Source organism: Erwinia aeris (genome assembly GCF_041224955.1).
In the GTDB taxonomy this organism is placed as follows: Bacteria; Pseudomonadota; Gammaproteobacteria; order Enterobacterales; family Enterobacteriaceae; genus Erwinia; species Erwinia aeris.
The window spans coordinates 215,965-235,446 of sequence record NZ_JBGFFX010000003.1 but is presented as its reverse complement, the minus strand read 5'-3'; the positions used below and the strand labels follow the sequence as shown (position 1 = coordinate 235,446).

19 protein-coding genes are annotated in these 19,482 nt (G+C 55.9%); 5 read left to right on the top strand and 14 right to left on the bottom strand.

Annotation, left to right across the window (positions count from 1 at the left end):
- Positions 1 to 53: 53 nt before the first annotated feature.
- From AB6T85_RS07255 to pmbA, 8 genes are all read right to left on the bottom strand, one after another.
- Entirely contained in the window at positions 54 to 695 is a 642-nt protein-coding gene (locus AB6T85_RS07255; protein ID WP_125290346.1) for a DUF4310 family protein, read from the bottom strand.
- A gap of 10 nt (positions 696 to 705) precedes the next feature.
- On the bottom strand, positions 706 to 1,482 hold the full coding sequence (locus AB6T85_RS07250; RefSeq protein WP_253455811.1) for a DUF4311 domain-containing protein: 777 nt from the start codon (positions 1,480 to 1,482) through the stop codon (positions 706 to 708).
- A 51-nt stretch (positions 1,483 to 1,533) separates the two neighbouring features.
- Positions 1,534 to 1,830, bottom strand: coding sequence for a DUF4312 family protein (locus AB6T85_RS07245; protein WP_301252918.1), 297 nt, complete (start codon positions 1,828 to 1,830; stop codon positions 1,534 to 1,536).
- A gap of 3 nt (positions 1,831 to 1,833) precedes the next feature.
- Positions 1,834 to 2,196 (bottom strand): SFCGS family glycine-rich protein, encoded by a 363-nt coding sequence (locus AB6T85_RS07240; protein WP_125290343.1) that lies wholly within the window; start codon positions 2,194 to 2,196, stop codon positions 1,834 to 1,836.
- A gap of 24 nt (positions 2,197 to 2,220) precedes the next feature.
- Positions 2,221 to 2,562 (bottom strand): glycine dehydrogenase, encoded by a 342-nt coding sequence (locus AB6T85_RS07235; protein WP_369895140.1) that lies wholly within the window; start codon positions 2,560 to 2,562, stop codon positions 2,221 to 2,223.
- A 409-nt stretch (positions 2,563 to 2,971) separates the two neighbouring features.
- Positions 2,972 to 3,403: a hypothetical protein gene (locus AB6T85_RS07230; protein ID WP_301730295.1), complete on the bottom strand. Its 432-nt coding sequence runs from the start codon at positions 3,401 to 3,403 to the stop codon at positions 2,972 to 2,974.
- Positions 3,400 to 3,768 carry a tlde1 domain-containing protein gene (locus AB6T85_RS07225; RefSeq protein ID WP_125290340.1) on the bottom strand — a complete coding sequence of 123 codons (369 nt, stop codon included), beginning with the start codon at positions 3,766 to 3,768 and terminating at the stop codon, positions 3,400 to 3,402. Before AB6T85_RS07225 ends, AB6T85_RS07230 begins: the two co-directional genes overlap by 4 nt.
- 573 nt (positions 3,769 to 4,341) lie before the next feature.
- On the bottom strand, positions 4,342 to 5,682 hold the full coding sequence (gene pmbA / locus AB6T85_RS07220; protein ID WP_301252913.1) for a metalloprotease PmbA: 1,341 nt from the start codon (positions 5,680 to 5,682) through the stop codon (positions 4,342 to 4,344).
- 162 nt (positions 5,683 to 5,844) lie between these two features.
- Here pmbA and yjgA point away from each other — a divergent pair, with 162 nt between their 5' ends.
- Positions 5,845 to 6,387 (top strand): ribosome biogenesis factor YjgA, encoded by a 543-nt coding sequence (yjgA, locus tag AB6T85_RS07215; protein WP_253455830.1) that lies wholly within the window; start codon positions 5,845 to 5,847, stop codon positions 6,385 to 6,387.
- 45 nt (positions 6,388 to 6,432) lie between these two features.
- Here the strand turns inward: yjgA and mpl are convergent, their stop codons facing one another.
- Positions 6,433 to 7,785, bottom strand: a complete 1,353-nt coding sequence (gene mpl / locus AB6T85_RS07210) for a UDP-N-acetylmuramate:L-alanyl-gamma-D-glutamyl-meso-diaminopimelate ligase (protein WP_125290337.1) — start codon at positions 7,783 to 7,785, stop codon at positions 6,433 to 6,435.
- 169 nt (positions 7,786 to 7,954) lie between these two features.
- On the opposite strand from mpl, the gene fbp reads away from it, so the two are divergent.
- Together fbp and ppa are read left to right on the top strand one after the other, a co-directional pair.
- Positions 7,955 to 8,953 carry a class 1 fructose-bisphosphatase gene (fbp, locus tag AB6T85_RS07205; protein WP_253455834.1) on the top strand — a complete coding sequence of 333 codons (999 nt, stop codon included), beginning with the start codon at positions 7,955 to 7,957 and terminating at the stop codon, positions 8,951 to 8,953.
- Positions 8,954 to 9,139: 186 nt separating this feature from the next.
- Entirely contained in the window at positions 9,140 to 9,667 is a 528-nt protein-coding gene (gene ppa, locus AB6T85_RS07200; RefSeq protein ID WP_125290335.1) for an inorganic diphosphatase, read from the top strand.
- Between the two features lie 68 nt (positions 9,668 to 9,735).
- Here ppa and AB6T85_RS07195 read toward each other — a convergent pair whose 3' ends face one another.
- Genes AB6T85_RS07195 through tamA form a run of 3 tightly spaced genes read right to left on the bottom strand, consistent with a single transcriptional unit; the run spans position 9,736 to position 15,577 of the window.
- Entirely contained in the window at positions 9,736 to 10,089 is a 354-nt protein-coding gene (locus tag AB6T85_RS07195) for a gamma-glutamylcyclotransferase family protein (RefSeq protein WP_125290334.1), read from the bottom strand.
- Between the two features lie 2 nt (positions 10,090 to 10,091).
- Entirely contained in the window at positions 10,092 to 13,865 is a 3,774-nt protein-coding gene (tamB, locus tag AB6T85_RS07190) for an autotransporter assembly complex protein TamB (RefSeq protein ID WP_369895136.1), read from the bottom strand.
- Complete coding sequence (gene tamA / locus AB6T85_RS07185) at positions 13,862 to 15,577, bottom strand: autotransporter assembly complex protein TamA (RefSeq protein WP_369895296.1); 1,716 nt, start codon at positions 15,575 to 15,577, stop codon at positions 13,862 to 13,864. Before tamA ends, tamB begins: the two co-directional genes overlap by 4 nt.
- Positions 15,578 to 16,101: 524 nt before the next feature.
- On the opposite strand from tamA, the gene paeA reads away from it, so the two are divergent.
- Positions 16,102 to 17,427 carry a polyamine export protein PaeA gene (gene paeA / locus AB6T85_RS07180; protein WP_253455841.1) on the top strand — a complete coding sequence of 442 codons (1,326 nt, stop codon included), beginning with the start codon at positions 16,102 to 16,104 and terminating at the stop codon, positions 17,425 to 17,427.
- Positions 17,428 to 17,483: 56 nt separating this feature from the next.
- Here paeA and AB6T85_RS07175 read toward each other — a convergent pair whose 3' ends face one another.
- A complete protein-coding gene (locus tag AB6T85_RS07175; protein ID WP_246760837.1) occupies positions 17,484 to 17,690 on the bottom strand; it encodes a DUF1107 domain-containing protein in 207 nt (68 codons plus the stop codon).
- Between the two features lie 290 nt (positions 17,691 to 17,980).
- Here AB6T85_RS07175 and AB6T85_RS07170 point away from each other — a divergent pair, with 290 nt between their 5' ends.
- Entirely contained in the window at positions 17,981 to 18,535 is a 555-nt protein-coding gene (locus AB6T85_RS07170) for a YtfJ family protein (RefSeq protein WP_369895295.1), read from the top strand.
- A gap of 39 nt (positions 18,536 to 18,574) precedes the next feature.
- Here AB6T85_RS07170 and cysQ read toward each other — a convergent pair whose 3' ends face one another.
- Entirely contained in the window at positions 18,575 to 19,315 is a 741-nt protein-coding gene (gene cysQ / locus AB6T85_RS07165; protein ID WP_253455845.1) for a 3'(2'),5'-bisphosphate nucleotidase CysQ, read from the bottom strand.
- Positions 19,316 to 19,482 lie beyond the last annotated feature (167 nt).

The following is a 19,482-nucleotide window of genomic DNA, read 5'->3' as shown; positions in this document are numbered from 1 at the left end:
ACTCCTCCGTCTGCAAAAGCGGTCGCCAGCGCCGCTGAGCCCTGGCGATCGGGCTAGAGTGCCACCGGGAAAAATGCGCCCAGCAGCATCGCGCCCAGAATGGCGCCGCCGGTAATAGGCTTGTTCCAGAGATAAAACAGCAGCGCGCCGATGAGCGAACCCAGGCCGATGGGAATGGAGGCGGCCATAGCCGAGAGAATAATTAGCGGCCCGAGGAAACGCCCGGACGCGTTGCCCGCGCCCATCATGACGTCGGCGCCATAGGTTGAATCGCTGTTATTGATGGTGAACCTGCGCGCCAGAATAATGAGGTAGCCGATCGCCAGGCCCAGGATCAGGCCGGTCAGCAGCGAGGCGGCAAAGTTGGCCACGGGGAAGATAAATCCGGCGCCCAACAGCAGCGCCGGCACGCCAAGGCCGACGCCCGTCTGGATGGCGCCGCCAATATCCAGGATGCCCACCAGCGACCCTTCGATAATACGGGCGAACAGAAAGCTCGCGCCAAAGGCCGCCACCGCGCCATAGACGCCGGTTTCCATACCCGCGCGCAGCATAGAGACAAAGGCGACCTCGTTAAACGCGCCCAGCCCATAGACGTAATACATATGCGTTCCGGCGAACACGCCGGCGGAAAGCAGGCCGACAAAGATCGGGAAAGACCAGTCGGCATACCAGAAACCGCTTTTTGCTTCCATTTTCCTCTCCTTATTTTCCGCTCAGCGCGTTATGGAACATCGACAGCCAGTCCGGCACGCCCAGCCGGAAAGATTCCAGCATTTTCATATCGAAGCCGCGGAAGAAGCCACTCAGGACAAACAGCAGCACGATGGCGAACATCATCACTTTGGTAACGCGATGCCAGCCGCTCTCCTCAACGCCCTTGCCGATCAAAATGCCCAGCACCAGTCCCGGCACCGCATTGCCCATAATCAGCTGCGCCAGGCCGCCGAAGATGGTGGCCCAGAATCCCGATTTTTTACCGGCATCGATTGCCGCCAGCCAGAAGATCACCGGCATCACGGTATTGACCAGCAGGTTAGCCGCAGGCACCAGCACCTTAACGGCGGTGATCTGGAGCGCCGCCGGCACGGCCGAAGCGGTAGAATTCAGAAAGGCGACCACCACCATGCCGATCAGGCCGCAGGCGATGGCCATTTTTTTCGGATCGTGCAGCGTTTCTGCCAGGTTGCGGTTTCGGATCATCAGCGCCGCCGCGCCCCAGTTCGGGATAATGCGGTGGTCGACGTCCTGGGTAAACGAGCCTGCGGCAACGGAAGAAGCCCAGGCGTTAAAGAAGAAACCCAGACCAAACGAGAAGTGAGAGGCGGGATCGCCTTCACAGGAGTTGAGTTCACCCAGCGTGCGAAAGGCGCCCATGCCCTGAGTCGCCGGCGCATGAAACATACGCGCGGCGCCAGCGCCAACGCCTACTCCGACCAGGCCGCCGATAATAAGAGATTTAAAAAGGATAATTAAAAACATCACACTTTCCTTGCAGGCTTGCGCCAACGTTTTTAAGTTATGTTTGCCCGGCTAGCGCGTGAGGAAATCGATTTTGTCGACATCGATAGCGTTCACGCTGACGGTAATTTCCAGTTCGATGCTGTAACTCCGCCGCTCCCTCGCCAGAAAGAAAAACAAAAAGCGTTCTTTCCTGACGCTTTCCCGCGCCAGCACCACCCTGACCTCCTGCGGCTCAATGCGCAGCAGCACCTTACCGGTCGTCTTTAGCAGCGTGCTCTGCACACGGCTCAGCGCATCGGCGAACGCTTTCTCTTTGCTGTCGCCTTTGCCGCTGACCTTTACCGCTGTGGTAAATTGCTCCTTCATCGGTCAGGCACCGTGCTTCTTGTTCCAGGCCTGCACCAGGCGTTCGCCCAGCTCTTCTTTGTCCATAAAGCCAAAGCCGAGCACGTTCGCGCCCTCGTTGATGGCGGTTACGCCCTCTTCTACAGAGCGCATGCCATATTTCGCTTTGTAGCCGTGTTTGGTTTGCGCGGTAATAGCGCCTGCGCCGCCGCTGCCGCAAAAAGAGATGCCGAAAGTGGCATTTTCCGCTTTCATGACGTCGCCCAGCCTCATGTCCGCCGCCACGCCCGGCACCACCACGGCCTTCCCGCCCGCTTTCTCGACGCCTGCCGCGACTTTCTGGCCTTTCCCTAAACGATCGCCAATAACAACAATGACTTGTGACATAAGCATTTTCTCCGGCTGGTAAATTTACGGTTGGTTTTCTTTTGCGACTTCAACGTGAACGGAAAGCAGCCAGGCTTCTTCCTGGGGCAAGTTGCCAAAGAGATCCACCACCTGCTGGGCCAGCAACATGGATCCCGGCGAGATCTCGTCAAACAGTTCAGCCTCGACTTCCGGCAGCGGTTCGCCCGTTAGCGAGCGTGAAGCCATTGCCCGCACGTGCGAAACCAGCATTTTTTGCTGAACGGCATCAGGATAAATATTTTTGGCAGCAAACAGCTCGCTGATTTGCATCATCACTTTGTCGGCAAGCGCCTGAACCGCCTGTTGCTCGTCGGTTTCTTTTACCGCCACTGCTCCGTCTTTCACGCAACGCCCCTTATTTTCCGTTTTGGTTCGGCTGTAAACCGAATTTATTCGCGAGAGAAATAAAGTAGCGCCGGAGGTAGCGATTTTGTAGACCGCATTTTTCCGTTTCAAAGTGGAAATAAGCGCGAAGCCAGGGAAATCCTTCACAAAATGGTTATTTCACTTAACAGAAGAGCAAAAGTGGAAGGTAAATCACAGTACGACAGAAAAAATGCCTGCCTGATCGGCCGATAACGGCGATCGCAGCGGCTATCCTGATGGAAACTATAGGAATTGCTTATGGTAGTGGAGAACGAAATCATTATTTAAATAAAACAAAGAAAGATTAGCTTTATTTAAGAAATAAAACAGACAGAAAGTAAATTTCCAGATAGTGAGAAGCCCCTGCGCGCTGACACAGGGGCAAAAATCAGAATTCACGTTTGACAATCAAATAACCGTTAAATTCTATATTACACTCATAATCATTCGCAATGGTAGAGACAAGGAAAATATCCTCTTTTCCCTCCTTATCTTTAACAGTAAATTTAATTATGAGGTTAACCGGATTATCCTGTGAATATATTTCTTTGTTATCGCTTATCGATAAAAGGGTATCGGTTTTATAGGTTTTTTCGGCATAGTATTGTGATAACAAATCAGAGACAGGTTCGTTGAATAGCAATTCCGTGGTTACCCCATCGGGCGGTATGCTCTTAATGTCAATATGCATTTCCTCATGCATTTTATCCATCATTCTTATGGCAGTACCTGATATGGGCGACTTACAATTATTATCAAGCACCGGCGCGGCAAGCGTACAGGTGCTGCAAATAATTAAGGGGAGAAGAAAATATCTCATTCAACAATAATCTCCTTATCCTTTGAATCCCAAATTGCTTTACGGAACCTTGGATCCAGTATGATGCAGCCATTTGAGGCTTCGCCTGGATGCGTTTGACTTTCTCCATGAATTAGAAAACCACTCCGATTACACATATTGTTGCCTTTATCTGGCTCAAGGCGAAGCGTGAATCGACCCGCTTTTTTATGTGTGAATGGAACGCCTGTGATCCGGTATTTACCTCTGGGCAACGGGCCTCTATCGCGCAGACATTCATACTCAGGATTATCTTTATAGCCCGGAGCACCAGCATAAAGCGCGCTGAACTTGTATTCCCCGTTACGCTTAAAGGTCTTCATCATTACATTATACGTCCATGCCATTGTTACTCTCCTTGTTTACCTCACATGTTATAAAGCCTCTTAGCAAGATTACTTAACAGATATCGCTTAAGCGTTTCTATAGCGGCAGCAAAAAATTTAGGCCTCTTATAACCTCAATCAAAAAAGAATTGATTTTGCATAAACCTGGCGTATTATCGATTCAAGGTGGGATTTCTACGCATGCCACTTACGCATCATGAACCCTGGCAACCGACGGGGTTGTGAAGGCTATATGAGGAAGGTTATCTAATTTTTTCTATTTTACCGGCGATTTCATCGCCTCTATATTTATATAGCGGCGCTAGTGTAGGTTTTTATGGTTGGTATTCTTTGCCTGGCGGGATTTCTAAATTGATAGTTACGATAGCTATCACTTTTTGTGCATTTATTTACGGTTTCAGCATCAAAATTCATTAAAGCCCTCCAAAGCAAATATTAATCCATGCAGAAATCTCACTGTGGCGGAGATCTTTTCATTTTAAGGTTTTACAGGGCAGAACTCATCACCATCAGTAGCAGGCTGGGAAGTAAAGGGAGGCGCAGTCTGCGCCACCCTTACATTAGCCACCAGAATTATTGTCCGGCGATTTTCATTTCCGGGATCAGCACGGAGCCGCACTGAATATTGCTGCGAGTTTCGATATCGCTGCCCACCGTGACCATATTGCGCCACATGTCCTTCAGGTTGCCTGCGATAGTGATTTCGCTTACCGGATACTGAATTTCGCCGTTTTCGACCCAGAAACCGGCCGCGCCGCGCGAGTAGTCGCCGGTGATGCCGCTAACGCCCTGGCCCATCAGTTCCGTCACTACAAGGCCGGTGCCCATTTTTTTCAGCAGCTGGTCGAAGCTGTCGCCCTGACCGTTGATGCGCCAGTTATGGATGCCGCCCGCATGGCCGGTGCTTTTCAGGCCCAGCTTGCGCGCCGAGTAGCTGGTCAGCAGCCAGGTTTGCAGCACGCCGTCTTTGATGATGTCGCGCTGTTCGGTACGCACGCCTTCGCTGTCGAACGGCGTAGAGGCCAGGCCCTTACGCAGGTGTGGCTGCTCCTGGATGGTCAGCCATTCCGGCAGGATCTGTTTGCCCATCGCATCCAGCAGGAAAGTGGATTTGCGGTAGACGCTGCCGCCGCTGATCGCGCCGACCAGATGGCCAAACAGGCCTGTCGCCACTTCCGCCGCAAAAATAACCGGCGCTTTCATGGTGGCGAGCTTGTGCGGCGAGAGGCGTGACAGCGTGCGGCGGGCGCACTCTTCACCGACCCACTCCGGCGACTTCAGGTCTTCGATAGCGCGGCCGATGGTGTAGGCGTAATCGCGCTCCATATCGCCGTTAGCTTCGGCAATAACACTGGCTGAAATCGAATGGCGGCTGGATGAGTAGCCCTGGATCATGCCGTGGCTGTTGCCGAAGACCTTCATGCCGATATGGCTGTTGAAGCTGCCGCCTTCGGTATTGGTAATACGCTTGTCGGCTTTGAGCGCAGCCTGCTCGGCCCGCGCCGCCATCTCGATCGCTCTGTCAGGATCCAGATCGGTGGGATGGAAAAGATCCAGATCCGGCGCATCAAAAGCCAGCAGATCGCGATCCGCCACGCCCGCATAAGGATCGGCGGAGGTATAGCGGGCGATATCGACAGCCGCCTGCACGGTACGCGCGATGGCGTCCGGGCTGAGATCGGTCGAAGACGCGCTGCCTTTGCGATTCTGATGATAAACGGTAATGCCTAAAGCGCCGTCGCTGTTAAATTCAACGTTTTCTACTTCGCCGTAGCGGGTGCTGACGCCGATCCCCGTGGTTCTGGTGACGGCGACTTCCGCCCCATCGGTGCTGGCTTTGGCCAGCTCGAGTGCTGTTGCGACCGCCTCTTCGAGGGTTTTACGCTGTTCTGCAACTTGGGAGAGTAATTTCATCGACCTACCATATAATTAACAGAGGGCTTTTCTGGGTATACGCCACCAGATTTCCGGACTCTTCAGGGTTTCAGGTTTACCTGAGTCTAACAGACTCAGCGAACAATTTCGCAGTAGCCTGAGTTTCCTGATAGCATTAGCCTCTTTTTTAGGGAGCCTCCCATGACCAAACAGCCTGACGACTGGCTCGATGATGTACCAGATAACGAAGAAGAAGATGATGAAATTATCTGGGTCAGTAAAAGTGAAATTAAACGTGATGCCGAAGAGCTGAAGCGCCTGGGCGCCGAGCTGGTAGAACTGAGCGGTAACTCGCTGGATAAAATCCCGCTGGATGAAGATCTGCGCGCCGCCATCGAGCTGGCTCAGAAGATCAAGAAAGAGGGACGCCGCCGTCAGCTGCAGCTGATTGGCAAAATGCTGCGCTCGCGCGACGAAGATCCTATCCGGCAGGCGCTGGACAAGCTGAAGAACCGTCACAACCAGCAGGTTGCGCTGTTCCATAAGCTGGAGATGCTGCGCGATCGTCTGGTTGCCGAAGGCGATGACGCGATGGCGGACGTTTTACAGCTTTATCCGAACGCCGATCGTCAGCAGCTGCGCTCGATGATCCGCAACGCCCAGAAAGAAAAAGCGGCCAATAAGCCGCCGAAAGCTTCCCGCCAGATCTTCCAGTATCTGCGCGAGCTGGCCGAAGCCTCCTGAAAACGCTGCGGGTTTGCTTGCCCGCAGCGCCGACTGGCTGGCCCGTTACGCCAGCCGATCCAGCAGCTTCTGATGAATGCCGCCAAATCCCCCGTTGCTCATCACCAGGATGTAGTCGCCCGGCTGCGCCGTTTTAGCAATCATCTCTACCAGCGTATCCACGTCCGCGCTCCAGTGAGCGGGCTGTACGCACGCCTCTGCCACTTCGGCGACCTGCCACGGAATATGGTGCGGCTGCAGCAAAAACACCTCATCGGCCCGGCCCAGCGCAGGCGCTAAATCGTCTTTGCTGATGCCCATTTTCATGGTGTTGGAGCGTGGCTCCAGCACCGCCAGGATACGCGCTCTGCCGCCTACCTTGCTGCGCAGCGCGGTCATGGTCGCCAGAATGGCGGTAGGATGATGCGCAAAATCATCGTAAACCTTAATGCCATTGGCTTCGCCGCGCAGTTCCAGGCGACGGCGGGCGTTGATAAAGTCGTCCAGCGCCTTGCCGGCATCTTCCGGCTTCACGCCTACGTGGCGTGCAGCGGCAATGGCCATCAGGCCGTTATGCATGTTGTGCTCGCCCACCAGCGACCAGTTCACTTCCGCCACGCGCTCGCCGTCCAGCCAGACTTCCCAATGCGAGGCGTCCGGCGTCAGCTTTTTCGCCTGCCAGCGGCCGTTTTCGCCGGTGCTTTCCTGCTCGCTCCAGCAGCCCATCGCTATCACCTGCTTCAGGTTGCTGTCCTGCTCCGGCACGATAATCCGTCCCTGACCCGGCACGATGCGCACCAGATGATGGAACTGCCGCTGGATCGCTTTTAAATCATCGAAAATATCCGCATGGTCGAACTCAAGGTTATTCAGGATCAGCGTGCGCGGGCAGTAATGCACGAACTTTGAGCGCTTATCGAAGAACGCGCAGTCATATTCATCCGCCTCAATCACGAAGAATGGGCTTTTTCCTAAAGTTGCGGAAACGTCGAAGTTACCCGGCACGCCGCCGATGACAAAGCCCGGCTCCAGCCCGCACGCCTGCAGGATCCACGCGGTCATGCCCGCCGTAGTGGTTTTTCCGTGCGTTCCGGCAACCGCAATCACCCAGCGGTCGCGCAGGACGAAATCGTGCAGCCATTGCGGGCCGGAGAGGTAAGGAATATTCCGTTCCAGCACCGCTTCCACACAGGCGTTGCCGCGCGTCATGGCGTTGCCGATGATCACTAAGTCGGGCGCGGGATCGAGCTGGGAAGCATCATATCCCTGAATTAAATCAATGCCTTGCTTTTCTAAAAGCGTGCTCATCGGCGGATAAACGTTGGCATCGGAACCGGTCACTTCATGACCCAGCGATCGGGCCAGCATTGCCAGACCGCCCATGAATGTGCCGCAGATACCGAGGATGTGAATACGCATAAAAGGTCCGTTTACTGAAAGGGTCGGTGCACAGTGTAGCGTCCTCATCGTGCGGAAGAAACGGAATTTGCCCTATGTTCTTTAGCCCTCATTCGGCTAAACTGCCTCGACATACGTTGGCAGTTTGTATCGCAGGCTGCTGTTCAACCGCAGATTCAGGGATTGTGTTATGAAAACGTTAGGCGAATTTATCGTCGAGAAGCAACACGACTTTCCTCACGCCACAGGTGAACTGACGGCGCTGATTTCAGCTATCAAGCTGGGCGCAAAAATCATTCACCGTGACATCAACAAAGCGGGGCTGGTCGATATTCTGGGCGCCAGCGGCGTGGAAAACGTGCAGGGCGAACAGCAGATGAAGCTCGATCTGTTTGCCAACGAAAAACTCAAGGCTGCGCTGAAAGCGCGCGGCATCGTAGCCGGTATCGCTTCTGAAGAAGAAGATGAAATCGTTATTTTTGAAGGCGTTGAAAACGGTAAATACGTGGTGTTGATGGATCCGCTGGACGGCTCTTCCAACATCGACGTCAACGTTTCCGTCGGCACAATTTTCTCTATCTACCGCCGCATCACGCCGCCAGGCACGCCGGTAACGGAAGAAGATTTCCTGCAGCCGGGCAGTCAGCAGGTTGCCGCGGGCTATGTCGTCTACGGTTCCTCTACCATGCTGGTTTACACCACCGGCTGTGGCGTGCACGCTTTCACCTACGATCCTTCGCTGGGCGTTTTCTGCCTCAGCGCGGAAAAAATGGCTTTCCCGGAAAAGGGCTACACCTATTCCATTAACGAAGGCAACTACATCCGTTTCCCGCAGGGCGTGAAGAAATACCTGAAGTTCTGCCAGGAAGAAGATCAGCTGACCCATCGCCCTTATACCTCGCGCTATATCGGCTCGCTGGTGGCGGATTTCCACCGCAACCTGCTGAAAGGCGGCATCTATCTCTATCCAAGCACCGCCAGCCACCCACAGGGCAAGCTGCGCCTGCTGTATGAGTGCAACCCGATGGCGTTTCTGGCCGAACAGGCCGGCGGCAAGGCCAGCGACGGCAAAAACCGCATTCTGGATCTGGTGCCGGAAACCCTGCATCAGCGCTCGCCGTTCTTTGTCGGCAACACCGATATGGTTGACGACACCGAGCGTTTCCTGCGCGAATATCCGGACGCTTAAGGCCGACGGCTATGCAGACAGGGCGATCTTCGGATCGCCCTGTTTTTTTTGCGTGCGCTTTGCCAGCACGTTAAATAATCGGCCAGCGTACTGGAGCATTCTGAAAGCCCAAAAAGGGGGCATACTTTCATATCCAGTTGGCTATAATGAGCGTCACTTGATTTAAGACGATTAAAGGAATTCACCATGAGTTTAAACCAGGTTCCAGCGGGTAAAGATCTGCCAGAAGATATCTACGTTGTTATTGAAATCCCGGCCAATGCCGATCCGATCAAATATGAAGTAGATAAAGACTCCGGCACGCTGTTTGTTGACCGTTTCATGTCTACCGCGATGTTCTATCCGTGCAACTACGGTTACATCAACCACACGCTGTCTCTGGACGGTGACCCGGTAGACGTGCTGGTGCCGACGCCATACCCACTGCAGCCAGGCTCAGTGATCCGCTGCCGTCCGGTTGGCGTGCTGAAAATGACCGACGAGTCTGGCGAAGACGCCAAGCTGGTTGCGGTTCCGCACACCAAGCTGACCAAAGAGTACGATCACATCAAAGATGTGAACGACCTGCCGGAACTGCTGCGTGCGCAGATCACCCACTTCTTCGAGCAGTATAAAGCGCTGGAGAAAGGCAAATGGGTGAAAGTGGAAGGCTGGGACAACGCTGAAGCGGCGAAAGCTGAAATCATCTCCTCTTTCGAGCGCGCGAAGAAGTAAACCGCCGCCCGGACAGTAGATAAAAAAACACCGCTCAGTGAGCGGTGTTTTTATTTATGTCACGCGTGTCAGGCAGGATCCTGGTTATCCCGCAGCAGCCAGTCTCCGCTGGCTATCCGCTGCTTGCCCTCTACCGAACGCTGATAAACGTACAGCCATGCGCTGCCGTAAGGCGTCGGCATCAGCTCGCGCTTATACTCTCCGCCTTTGGTTCTGAGCGCGTCCAGCTCGCCCAGCGTGGAGGCGTCCACCCGGTAGACCTCGCAGTAAACCTGCCCGCTACCCGCGACGACGCCGGGGTAGAGACCCAGATTATATAGCTCGTAGCCGTCGATCTGATGATCGCCCAGCCACTGCCCGTTGGTCATCCAGTGACTGTTGCCTTGCTTGCGTCTCAGGCTGCCGTAGACAATTATTCGCATTGCTAGAACTCAAACTGATAGAGCACATCAAGCGCCTGGTCTACACCAGACACCGCTTCCAAATAAAGTTTGGGCATCAGGCGATAACGTAAAGTTAAGGTCGCCAGTGAATCAAATATGCCAACACCATATTTTACCTGTAGACCCGGCAGCACGTAACCGCTGACCTGAACCTGCTGGCTGTCGCCGACGCCCGCCGTGTCCAGCGCGAGATTACTTACGCCGAAAGTCTCCCCGATTTTACCCACAACCTGCCCACTTTGTGCAAGCCCTAATCCCACCAGCGCCGAGGTTAATGCGCTGCTGTCGCTGCCGGTCGCGTCCAGACCCTGTCCACGCAGCAGATAAGAGAGCGCTTCCTGCTGCGACATAGCCGGATCGGAGAAGACTTCCGCCTTCGGCTCGTCGGCCAGACCGGTAACGCGCACGCCTGCTGTGACGTCATTTTCCGTGGCTTCCGGGTTGCGGATAGCCTCGATGTTGAGGTAAGGCTGGTTGGCCGGGCCAGAGAATTGCAGCTCGCCTTTACGCACGATCAGATCCTGACCGTAGGCATGGAAACGCCCGGAAGGAATGTTGATCTGGCCGTTCAGCCCCAGCCCGCGTTTATCCTGCGCCAGCTTCAGATCGCCGTTCAGCTTCGCTTTCAGCCCAAAGGCGCTCAGACGCACGTCGTTACCGACGTGAATAACCAGGTTGCTGTTGATCGGAATCGAGGTGCTTTTCGGCGCAATCGGCTTGAGGTTTTCATCCAGCAGCACTTCATCCGACGAGACGCCAACGGCGCTTTCCGGCACTTCCTGGACGGTCACGCGCGCCCAGGGAATATCGACGCGGCCGTTCAGGTTAAACGCCTGCGGCGTGGCTTCAAACTCCAGATCCGGCGAAACGTCCATGCGGATCATCGGCGGCACCGTCACGCGGATTTTGCTGCCCTTCGCCGCAATACGCGCCCGCCAGGCGTCCAGCTGCGCCCAGTCCGCGTCGCCGCTGAGCGCCAGCTGCCCCTGAGACGTCTCGATCAGACCCTGTAGGGTAGAACTCATGCCGTTAAAGACCATGTTCAGATTGGCTGAGGTCAGATCGACCGGCATAAAGCTGCCCTGAACATCGACGTTTTTCAGCCCCAGTTGACCAAAGACCTGCGGTTTTTGCAGGCTGCCGCCCAGGCGCAGCGCGCTGTTAAGCACGCCAGCCACTTTTTCGCCCTGCATCAGCGCCGGATTGAGCAGCGTCAGATCGATGTTTTTAATATTAACGTTGCCGGAAAGCCCGCGTTTGTTCTGCGGATCGGCGATCTGCACATTGCCATCCAGCTGGCCGTTTTTAGCGATGCGGATCAGCCAGTCGAGCTGGGCGCGACCGTTACGCAGCGCCGCGTTCAGGTTCAGCGTATCAAAGGCTACGGGCAGCGTATTGCCGTCCACATCCTGCGCGACCTTCACGCCGTTGCCTTTCAGCGAGACGCGGCCCTGCGGCAAACCGCCGTCTGCTGTCCAGCTGACGTCGGCATCGCCGCTGAAGACACCGCTGAGTTTGGTTTCATCCGTCAGGAAAGATTTCACCATCGCCAGATCGAAACGGTTGAGCGTCACCTTCGCATGGCCGGACGGGCCGGCTTCGATGGTTTGCGGCACGCACAGTTCAGCGTTGGGGTTTTGCCAGCAGTGCGGGCCAACCGAGACCGTCTGGCTACTGTTGAGATAGTCCAGCGCAATGGCGCGCGTTAAGCGCCATTCCCCTACCGGGGTGTCGAAGCGGGTATTGTTCAGCGTGCCGCGCCAGCGCTGCTGGCTGCGATCGAAGCTGCCGTTCAGCTGGAGCTGGCCGGAAACCGGATCGCCATTGACCGTCAGCTTCAGCTGGTGCGCTTTTTCATCGCCGCTGGCGTCCAGATCCAGCCGGTTAACCGTCAGCGTGTCCTGCTTCAGCCGATCCACGCGCAGCGCCAGCTTGCCCTGGATCTGCTCGCCTGATTTCACGTCGCCCTGTAGCGCGACGCGGGCGATGCTCATCGCCTGCCAGCGGAGGCCGGTAGCGGTTAAATCAGCCAGCAGCTGCGGCGTTTTCAAATCGCCGCGCGCTTTGATGGTGCCCTTCGCCACGCCGCCCAGGCCAGGCAGCGCGTTATCCAGATGCTCAGCGTCAATATTGGCGTCCAGCGACAGCTTGTCGCCGAGCGAGCCTTTAACATCGACATTATTACGGCCCAACACCAGTTTGATGCCGGGAATATCCCACTGGTTGTAGCTGTTGCCGTAAAGCGAGCCGTCAGCGCTAACCGCATTCTGTTTCACGTTGCCGCGCAGCTTCAGTTCAGGTACGCGCATTTGCCAGCTGCCGCCGTACAGGCTGCCGCGCGTGGTGATTTTACCTTCCAGCTTCGCTGGCCAGTCGGGATACTGCCGGGCGGTGTTGATGCCGTTAAGCTGAAGCTCGCTGCGCCAGCTGATCGCCTTGCTCCAGTCCACCAGCGCCGTCAGGTCGGTGGTGCCCTCCAGCGCGGCCAGCCGCAGCTTATCCAGCGAGAACTGCTCCGCGTTACCCTTGCCGTCCAGCGTAAGCGTGGCGGGCGGAATGGCCTGGCCGCGCAGCGCGGCTTTCAGCGACATAACATAGTCCGTCGCTTTGCCTTTTATGCTGAAGTTCAGGTTATCGGCCTGATACTGCGTTTCGCCGGTCAGCGGCCAGCGCAGCTGCGCGCTTTGCATCGTCATCGCCAGCGGCAGGCCCGCTTCGGCCAGCTTCGTTTGCGCGTTCAGCTGCATCCGCACGGGGCCGGAAAGGTTCAGTGCCAGATCCAGCTGCTCACGCAGGCCGCCGCCGACGGTCATTTTGATCTTCTCGCCTTTGATCGGATCGACGTTAAGCGAGCTGGTGAGGTTGAAATTCACCGGCCAGGCATCCGCCAGCTGTGCCTGACCGCTGGCGTTGAGCTGACCCTGCGGCGAATCTACATCCAGCGTTTCCAGACGCAGCAGGCGATCCTGCGTTTGCGCCTTCACCAGCAGACGCGTGATGGCGATATCGGTATCGCCGGTAATGCGCAGCTGCTCGCCGAGGATCTGCTGGACGTTTACATCCAGCGGCATTTTGAAATCAGGCAGATCCGGCAGCAGCGGTTTGGCGAACATCGCCTTCAGCGTTTCGCCCAGCGGCGGCTCGTTAGCCTGCGGCTGCTGCACTTTTGGCTGCACCACCTGCTCGTCGGCCACTTTGGCCGCCTTCGGCAGCGCAATCAGCAGGCCCTGAATATGGGTCGGCGTTAAGGTCAGCGCGCGCTGCTGCCAGCTGAGGCCAGAGGTAAAGTCCGCCAGCGAGATCGCCGTGTCGTCTACTTTTACCGTGACGTTATGCAGCGCCAGCTGGCGCAGCGTAATCGGGTACGGCGTGCTGAGATCGCCGGAAGAGGCTTCATCCTCTTTCGCTTCCGGCGCGGGCGGCCCCAGCTTTTTGCTGTCCACCACCACGCTGACGTCGCGCAGTGCAAGGTCATTGACGCAGAACGCGCTGTTTTTCAGGCAGCCCAGCTGCAGGGCCAGATGAAACTCGCCGGCATTAACCGTCACGCCAGGCATCTCATACTGCACGCCTTTTAACGTCAGGTTACGCCAGCCGCCGCTGACCTGTTTGATGTCCAGCCCCGGCACCCAGCGCGCCGCGCCGTTCAGCACCAGATGTAATCCGGTGGTGGTGCCAATTAAAAATGCCACGCTGCCGAGCAGCACAACCAGGAAAATCAGGATGCCAATAAGGACCTTTTTCCAGCGACTCATAATTCAGGCCCCAATCCGATATAAAACTGTATGTCCCGATCTTCGCTGTCGCCGACCGGACGGGCGATATCCAGCTTGATCGGCCCAACCGGCGACTGCCAGCGCACGCCGAAACCGGCGCCGGTTTTGACATTGCTCTGCTTGATGTCGTTGACCGCTTCGCCGGAATCCACAAACACCGCGCCCCACCATTTACCGGTTACGTTGTACTGATATTCCACCGATCCGGTCGCCAGCTTCGAGGCGCCGGTCAGCTTGCCATCGTCGTCGCGCGGCGAAATGCCTTTGTACTTGTAGCCGCGAATGCTGCGGTCGCCACCGGCGAAAAAGCGCAAATCAGGCGGCACGCGTTCAAAATCGTTGGTTTCAATCCAGCCGAGATTGCCGCGCAGCACGAAGCGATGTTTATCCGCCAGCGTGCGGATCCAGACGTTTTGCGCCTGCACCACGGCGAAATCGATATCCGAGGCCCAGGTCGTATCGGAGACATCCAGCGAGTAGCGCTGCGAGTCGCCCCACACGGGCATCAGACCGCCGCGCGAACGGGTGCGGTTAACGCTGACGCCGGGATAGATCAGCATGGTGGTGTTGGTGACGTTACCCTGGGTAAAGTGATCCAGGCTCCAGTGCAGATTAATGGCGCGCTGCCAGCCCGTAGAGGATTCCCAGTAGCGGGACGCGGCCAGCGTGGTGGAGTCGGATTTGGTGTCGTTCAGGTCGGTTCTTTTCAGGCCGCCCTGCAGCAGGTAATACTGCTCGACCGGGTTTTTCAGCAGCGGGATTTTATAGCTGAAGTCGAGCTGCTGCTCCGGCGCAGAGATATTGGCGCTGGTGGTAAAGCTGTGGCCGTAGGAGTTTACCCAGGGCCTTTTCCAGGTCGCTTTAACGCGCGGGCCGACGTCGGTGGAATAGCCCACGCCCGTTTCGATGGTGTTTTCCGTACGCGGACTGACCACGCCGTGCAGCGGTAATATTTTATTTTTGCGGGATTGATCGAACTGCGGCGCGACCACCACGGAATTAAACCAGCCGGTAGAGGAAAGGCGGCGGTTCAGCTCGGCCAAATCGCGCGAGCTGTAGTAGTCGCCCTTTTTAAACGGCACCAGGTTTTGCAGGTATTCCTCGCGGATCTGCGACCCTTCAAAGGTGACGTCGCCAAAGCGGTAGCGCTGACCGCTGTCGTAATCGATATCCCAGAAAGCTTCGTGCCGCTCGACGGAAACGCCCAGCTGGCGTTTGCGGTAGTCGCCGTCAAAATAGCCTTTGCGCAGCGCCAGATTGCTGAGCGAGCTTTTAAAGCTGTCGTAGTCGCTGTGGTTAAGCACGCCGCCGATTTTGGCTTTGCCGGTGCGTACCAGCGTCTGGTAATCCTCGTCGGTGCGCGCGCCACCGCGAATAATCACCGTTTCGCCCGCCAGCTTCACCGGCGGGCCGGGCGTGACTTTCGTCAGCAGCACCGGACGTCTGCCGCCCGCAGGCGGCGGCTGCAGTTCAAATTCAATTTCCGGCTCGTAGTAGCCCAGCGCCTTAAGTCCTTCCTTAACCGCTTCGCTGACGCGCGCGCGGAAACGCCCATCGGAGGTCACTTCCTCGCTTGCGATGGTCGACAATCTTGCGCGCACGTTTTTTTGTAATTCCCCAGACAGGCCAGTGACCTGCAAACGCACCGTAGCCGCCTGAGCGGCAGGCACGGCTGCGATCAGACCTAACATGCAATAGACATGGATTCGTGGCACGCTAACTCCTGAATTTATTGCCGGCCCGGATTCCAGATGGGCGCAACTGCTGAATCTTGAAAATAGCCCGCTTAAGCATGGCAACTTTTTACGGGTTCAGAGGCTCTTTTTCACTGAAAGGCCGAAATTTGCGTTATTGTGTGCAAAGAATCGCCAGGTTACAACCATGGATCGTGAGGGAATGTTACGCTATATCAGCCTGCAATGCAGACTCGGATAAATCTCACCGCCGGTTCGCCTGCAGCGCCGTAATTGTAAGCAATCCTCACCACAGCTATAATCTCTGGCAGAGGCCGCGCTGCGGCCAGTTAACGTCTTTCTGCCCAAGCCAAATGGCGCAGACATTTTTGGCACGGATAGCCCGGTGCCGCTCACAGGTACAGAAGGTCAGCTGCTCCTCATCTGCTGCCCAGGCCAAAAATGACAGGTAATCAACTTAAGGCCTGCTTTAGCGCATTTTCCTCTGAAAGCGCCTGAAGCGGCCATTTAATGGATGTTTTATGTTAGACAGCTTGCTTGTCATCTTAATGCTGATCGCCATCAGCTCATTTTTTTCACTTTCGGAAATCTCTCTGGCCGCCTCGCGCAAAATCAAGCTGAAGCTGCTGGCGGACGACGGCAACATCAACGCCCAGCGCGTGCTGAAGATGCAGGAAACGCCGGGGATGTTTTTTACCGTGGTGCAGATAGGCCTGAACGCCGTGGCTATTCTGGGCGGTATCGTGGGCGATTCCGCGTTTTCGCCCGTGTTCCGCTCGCTTTTCGATCGCATCACCGGCCCGGTACTGGCGGAGCAGCTGAGCTTTATCGCCTCTTTTACCGTGGTGACCAGCCTGTTTATCCTGTTCGCCGATCTTTTCCCAAAACGTCTGGGGATGATCGCGCCGGAAACCGTCGCGCTGAAAATCATCAATCCAATGCGGATGTGCCTGTTTATCTTTCGGCCGCTGGTGTGGTTCTTTAACGGCGGCGCCAATATTATTTTCCGCCTGTTTAAGATCCCGCTGGTGCGCAAGGACGATATCACCTCGGACGATATCTACGCGGTGGTAGAAGCGGGCGCGCTCGCTGGCGTACTGCGCAAGCAGGAGCACGAGCTGATTGAAAACGTGTTTGAGCTGGAGTCGCGCACCGTGCCCTCCTCCATGACCTCGCGCGAGAACGTGGTGTGGTTCAATCTGCATGAGGATGAGTCGAGCCTGAAGGAGAAGATTGCCAATCATCCGCACTCCAAGTTTCTGGTCTGTAATGACGATATCGACCATATCGTCGGCTATGTCGATTCCAAAGAGCTGCTGCTGCGCGTGCTGGGCAACCAGAGCATGGCGCTTAACAGCGGCGTGCAGATCCGTTCGGCGTTGATCGTGCCGGATACGCTGACGCTCTCCGAGGCGCTGGAAAGCTTTAAAACCGCAGGGGAAGATTTTGCGGTGATCATGAACGAATATGCGCTGGTAGTGGGGATCATTACCCTGAACGATGTGATGACCACGCTGATGGGCGATCTGGTTGGCCAGGGAATGGAAGAGCAGATCGTGGCGCGCGACGAGAATTCCTGGCTGGTGGAAGGCGGCACGCCAATCGACGACGTGATGCGCGTACTGGATATCGACGAGTTCCCGCAGTCAGGCAACTACGAGACTATCGGCGGCTTTATGATGTATATGCTGAGAAAAATCCCTAAACGCACCGACTTCGTGAAGTTTCACGGCTATAAGTTCGAGGTAGTGGATATCGACAGCTACCGTATCGATCAGCTTCTGGTGACGAGGATTGATGAAACCCGACAGGGTGCCGCCGTGCTGAACAAAATGGTCGAAGAATAAAAACAGAAAAGGCGCGAATTTCGCGCCTTCTTTCTTTTGAACCGGCCTGCCGGTTGCTAGTTGAACTCGGTCTGCAAACGCAGCACCTGACGGTTCACTTCTGACATCACGCTATAGTGCTGCTTATCTTTAATGCGTGGGATCAGGATCTTACCTTTATCGAACTCAAATGCGCCTACATCTTTGATGTAGATCCGGCCACGGAACAGTGTTTTGACATATTTGGCCACCTGCAGCGGATTATAGCGCTGGAAAATCTTCATGTTACAACTCCTGAAAGATGATGCGTGCTGCGTCGTTTCCAAGTTCGGTACGAATCTTTGCAGCACAAAGTGGATACACTATAGACCAGGTTTCACTTCTAAAATTCCTAAAACCGAGTTTTTTTACTGTTTTTACACATCATGACAGTAGGCTCTTTCACCCGGCTGCATGAACGCAGTATAAACCTTCGACCTTTACGGAATTGTGCGTTGTGTTGCAAAGATGTTGTATCGCTGCGACAGACGCATCATCCACGTTTATTATTGCAGAAACATGACTAATGAGTTCAATCATGATTTTTCGTCTTTTACTGCTGCTGTTAACGTTGCTGTCGTGCGCCGCCAGCGCCCATAACCTGGTTACAGGCCAGCGCGTGCCGCCTGTCGGCATTACCGATCAAGGCGAGCTGCGTTATCAGCAGGAGCAGTTCAGCTATCGAGTCTGGAACAGCGCCGCGCTGCCGGGCAAAGTGCGCGTTCTTCAGCACATCGCCGGACGCGCCTCGGCCAAAGAGAAAAATGCGGCGCTGATCGAGGCGATTAAATCGGCCCGGTTTCCCCACGATCGCTATCAGACCACCACGCTGGTGAATACCGACGATGCTATCCCCGGCACCGGCATGTTTGTCCGCAGCAGCATTCAGAGCAATAAGAAACAGTATCCCTGGTCGCAGTTTATCGTCGACAGCGACGGCACGGCCAAACGGGCCTGGCAGCTGCAGGATGAAGGGTCGGCGATTATTGTGCTGGATAGCGGAGGAAAGGTGCGTTTCGTCAAGGATGGCGCGCTGACGCAGCAGGAAGTCCAGCAGGTGATTATGCTGGTGCGTCAGCTGTTACGCTGACGGACAGAGGGAGGCGCCGGTGCCGCCTCCCCTGGCCGATTAAAAGATCGAGACGCGGAAGCCCGGATTCAAAAAGGCTTCGCGCGGCGCATAGTCCAGCGTTTTCCCCTGCCAGTCATGCACGTGCGCGCCTGCGGCAATGGCTACGGCGTGGCCTGCACCGGTATCCCAGATATTCGTTGGCCCAAAGCGGGGATAGAGCTGCGCCTTGCCTTCCGCGACCAGACAGAACTTCAGCGAGGAGCCAATAGCAATGGTCTGATGCTCGCCCAGCTGGCTAAGGTAATCCTCCAGCTCGCTGTCGGAATGCGAACGGCTGACCACCACCAGCGGCGGGCGCGCCTCGCGCACGTGGATCTGCGTTTTTACGCCGCCCTCTTCCTTCCAGGCTTTCCCCTCGGCGGCCGAATACATCACGTCCATCACCGGCGCGTAGACCACGCCCAGCACGGGCTTGCCGTTTTCAATCAGCGCAATATTGACGGTGAACTCGCCGTTCCGCTTGATAAACTCCTTGGTGCCGTCCAGCGGATCGACCAGCCAGTAGCGCTGCCAGTGCTGGCGGATCTCCCAGCCCGGCGGATCTTCTTCAGACAAAACGGGCACGTCGGGCGTCAGCGTGGTCAGCCCCTTCAGGATCACCTTGTGTGCGGCGATATCCGCTGCGGTGACCGGCGAATCATCGGATTTTGTGGCAACATCAAGCGGCGCCTGACCATCGTATATCTGCATGATGGCAACGCCCGCGTCTCGTGCCAGCTGGCATATATTCTCTAACATTGTCCACCTCTTGATTTGCTGGCTGGCGCTGGCTATCACTTTGCCAGCGCCAGCGCTCTCTGTTGATCATAGTCGATAGCAAAGATCGAAGGCCAAACGATCCGCCAGCGCTTAATTATCAATAGCATAAATTATTTTACGCCGCAGGGGCTGCTGTTTTTCATCAG

What these genes read in the sequence shown, in the direction of transcription:
- AB6T85_RS07255 (WP_125290346.1), bottom strand. Translation starts at nt 695, where the DNA reads ATGGAAGCAAAAAGCGGTTTCTGGTATGCCGACTGGTCTTTCCCGATC.
- AB6T85_RS07250 (WP_253455811.1), bottom strand. Translation starts at nt 1,482, where the DNA reads ATGTTTTTAATTATCCTTTTTAAATCTCTTATTATCGGCGGCCTGGTC.
- AB6T85_RS07245 (WP_301252918.1), bottom strand. Translation starts at nt 1,830, where the DNA reads ATGAAGGAGCAATTTACCACAGCGGTAAAGGTCAGCGGCAAAGGCGAC.
- AB6T85_RS07240 (WP_125290343.1), bottom strand. Translation starts at nt 2,196, where the DNA reads ATGTCACAAGTCATTGTTGTTATTGGCGATCGTTTAGGGAAAGGCCAG.
- AB6T85_RS07230 (WP_301730295.1), bottom strand. Translation starts at nt 3,403, where the DNA reads ATGAGATATTTTCTTCTCCCCTTAATTATTTGCAGCACCTGTACGCTT.
- AB6T85_RS07225 (WP_125290340.1), bottom strand. Translation starts at nt 3,768, where the DNA reads ATGGCATGGACGTATAATGTAATGATGAAGACCTTTAAGCGTAACGGG.
- pmbA (WP_301252913.1), bottom strand. Translation starts at nt 5,682, where the DNA reads ATGAAATTACTCTCCCAAGTTGCAGAACAGCGTAAAACCCTCGAAGAG.
- yjgA (WP_253455830.1), top strand. Translation starts at nt 5,845, where the DNA reads ATGACCAAACAGCCTGACGACTGGCTCGATGATGTACCAGATAACGAA.
- mpl (WP_125290337.1), bottom strand. Translation starts at nt 7,785, where the DNA reads ATGCGTATTCACATCCTCGGTATCTGCGGCACATTCATGGGCGGTCTG.
- fbp (WP_253455834.1), top strand. Translation starts at nt 7,955, where the DNA reads ATGAAAACGTTAGGCGAATTTATCGTCGAGAAGCAACACGACTTTCCT.
- ppa (WP_125290335.1), top strand. Translation starts at nt 9,140, where the DNA reads ATGAGTTTAAACCAGGTTCCAGCGGGTAAAGATCTGCCAGAAGATATC.
- AB6T85_RS07195 (WP_125290334.1), bottom strand. Translation starts at nt 10,089, where the DNA reads ATGCGAATAATTGTCTACGGCAGCCTGAGACGCAAGCAAGGCAACAGT.
- tamB (WP_369895136.1), bottom strand. Translation starts at nt 13,865, where the DNA reads ATGAGTCGCTGGAAAAAGGTCCTTATTGGCATCCTGATTTTCCTGGTT.
- tamA (WP_369895296.1), bottom strand. Translation starts at nt 15,577, where the DNA reads ATGTTAGGTCTGATCGCAGCCGTGCCTGCCGCTCAGGCGGCTACGGTG.
- paeA (WP_253455841.1), top strand. Translation starts at nt 16,102, where the DNA reads ATGTTAGACAGCTTGCTTGTCATCTTAATGCTGATCGCCATCAGCTCA.
- AB6T85_RS07175 (WP_246760837.1), bottom strand. Translation starts at nt 17,690, where the DNA reads ATGAAGATTTTCCAGCGCTATAATCCGCTGCAGGTGGCCAAATATGTC.
- cysQ (WP_253455845.1), bottom strand. Translation starts at nt 19,315, where the DNA reads ATGTTAGAGAATATATGCCAGCTGGCACGAGACGCGGGCGTTGCCATC.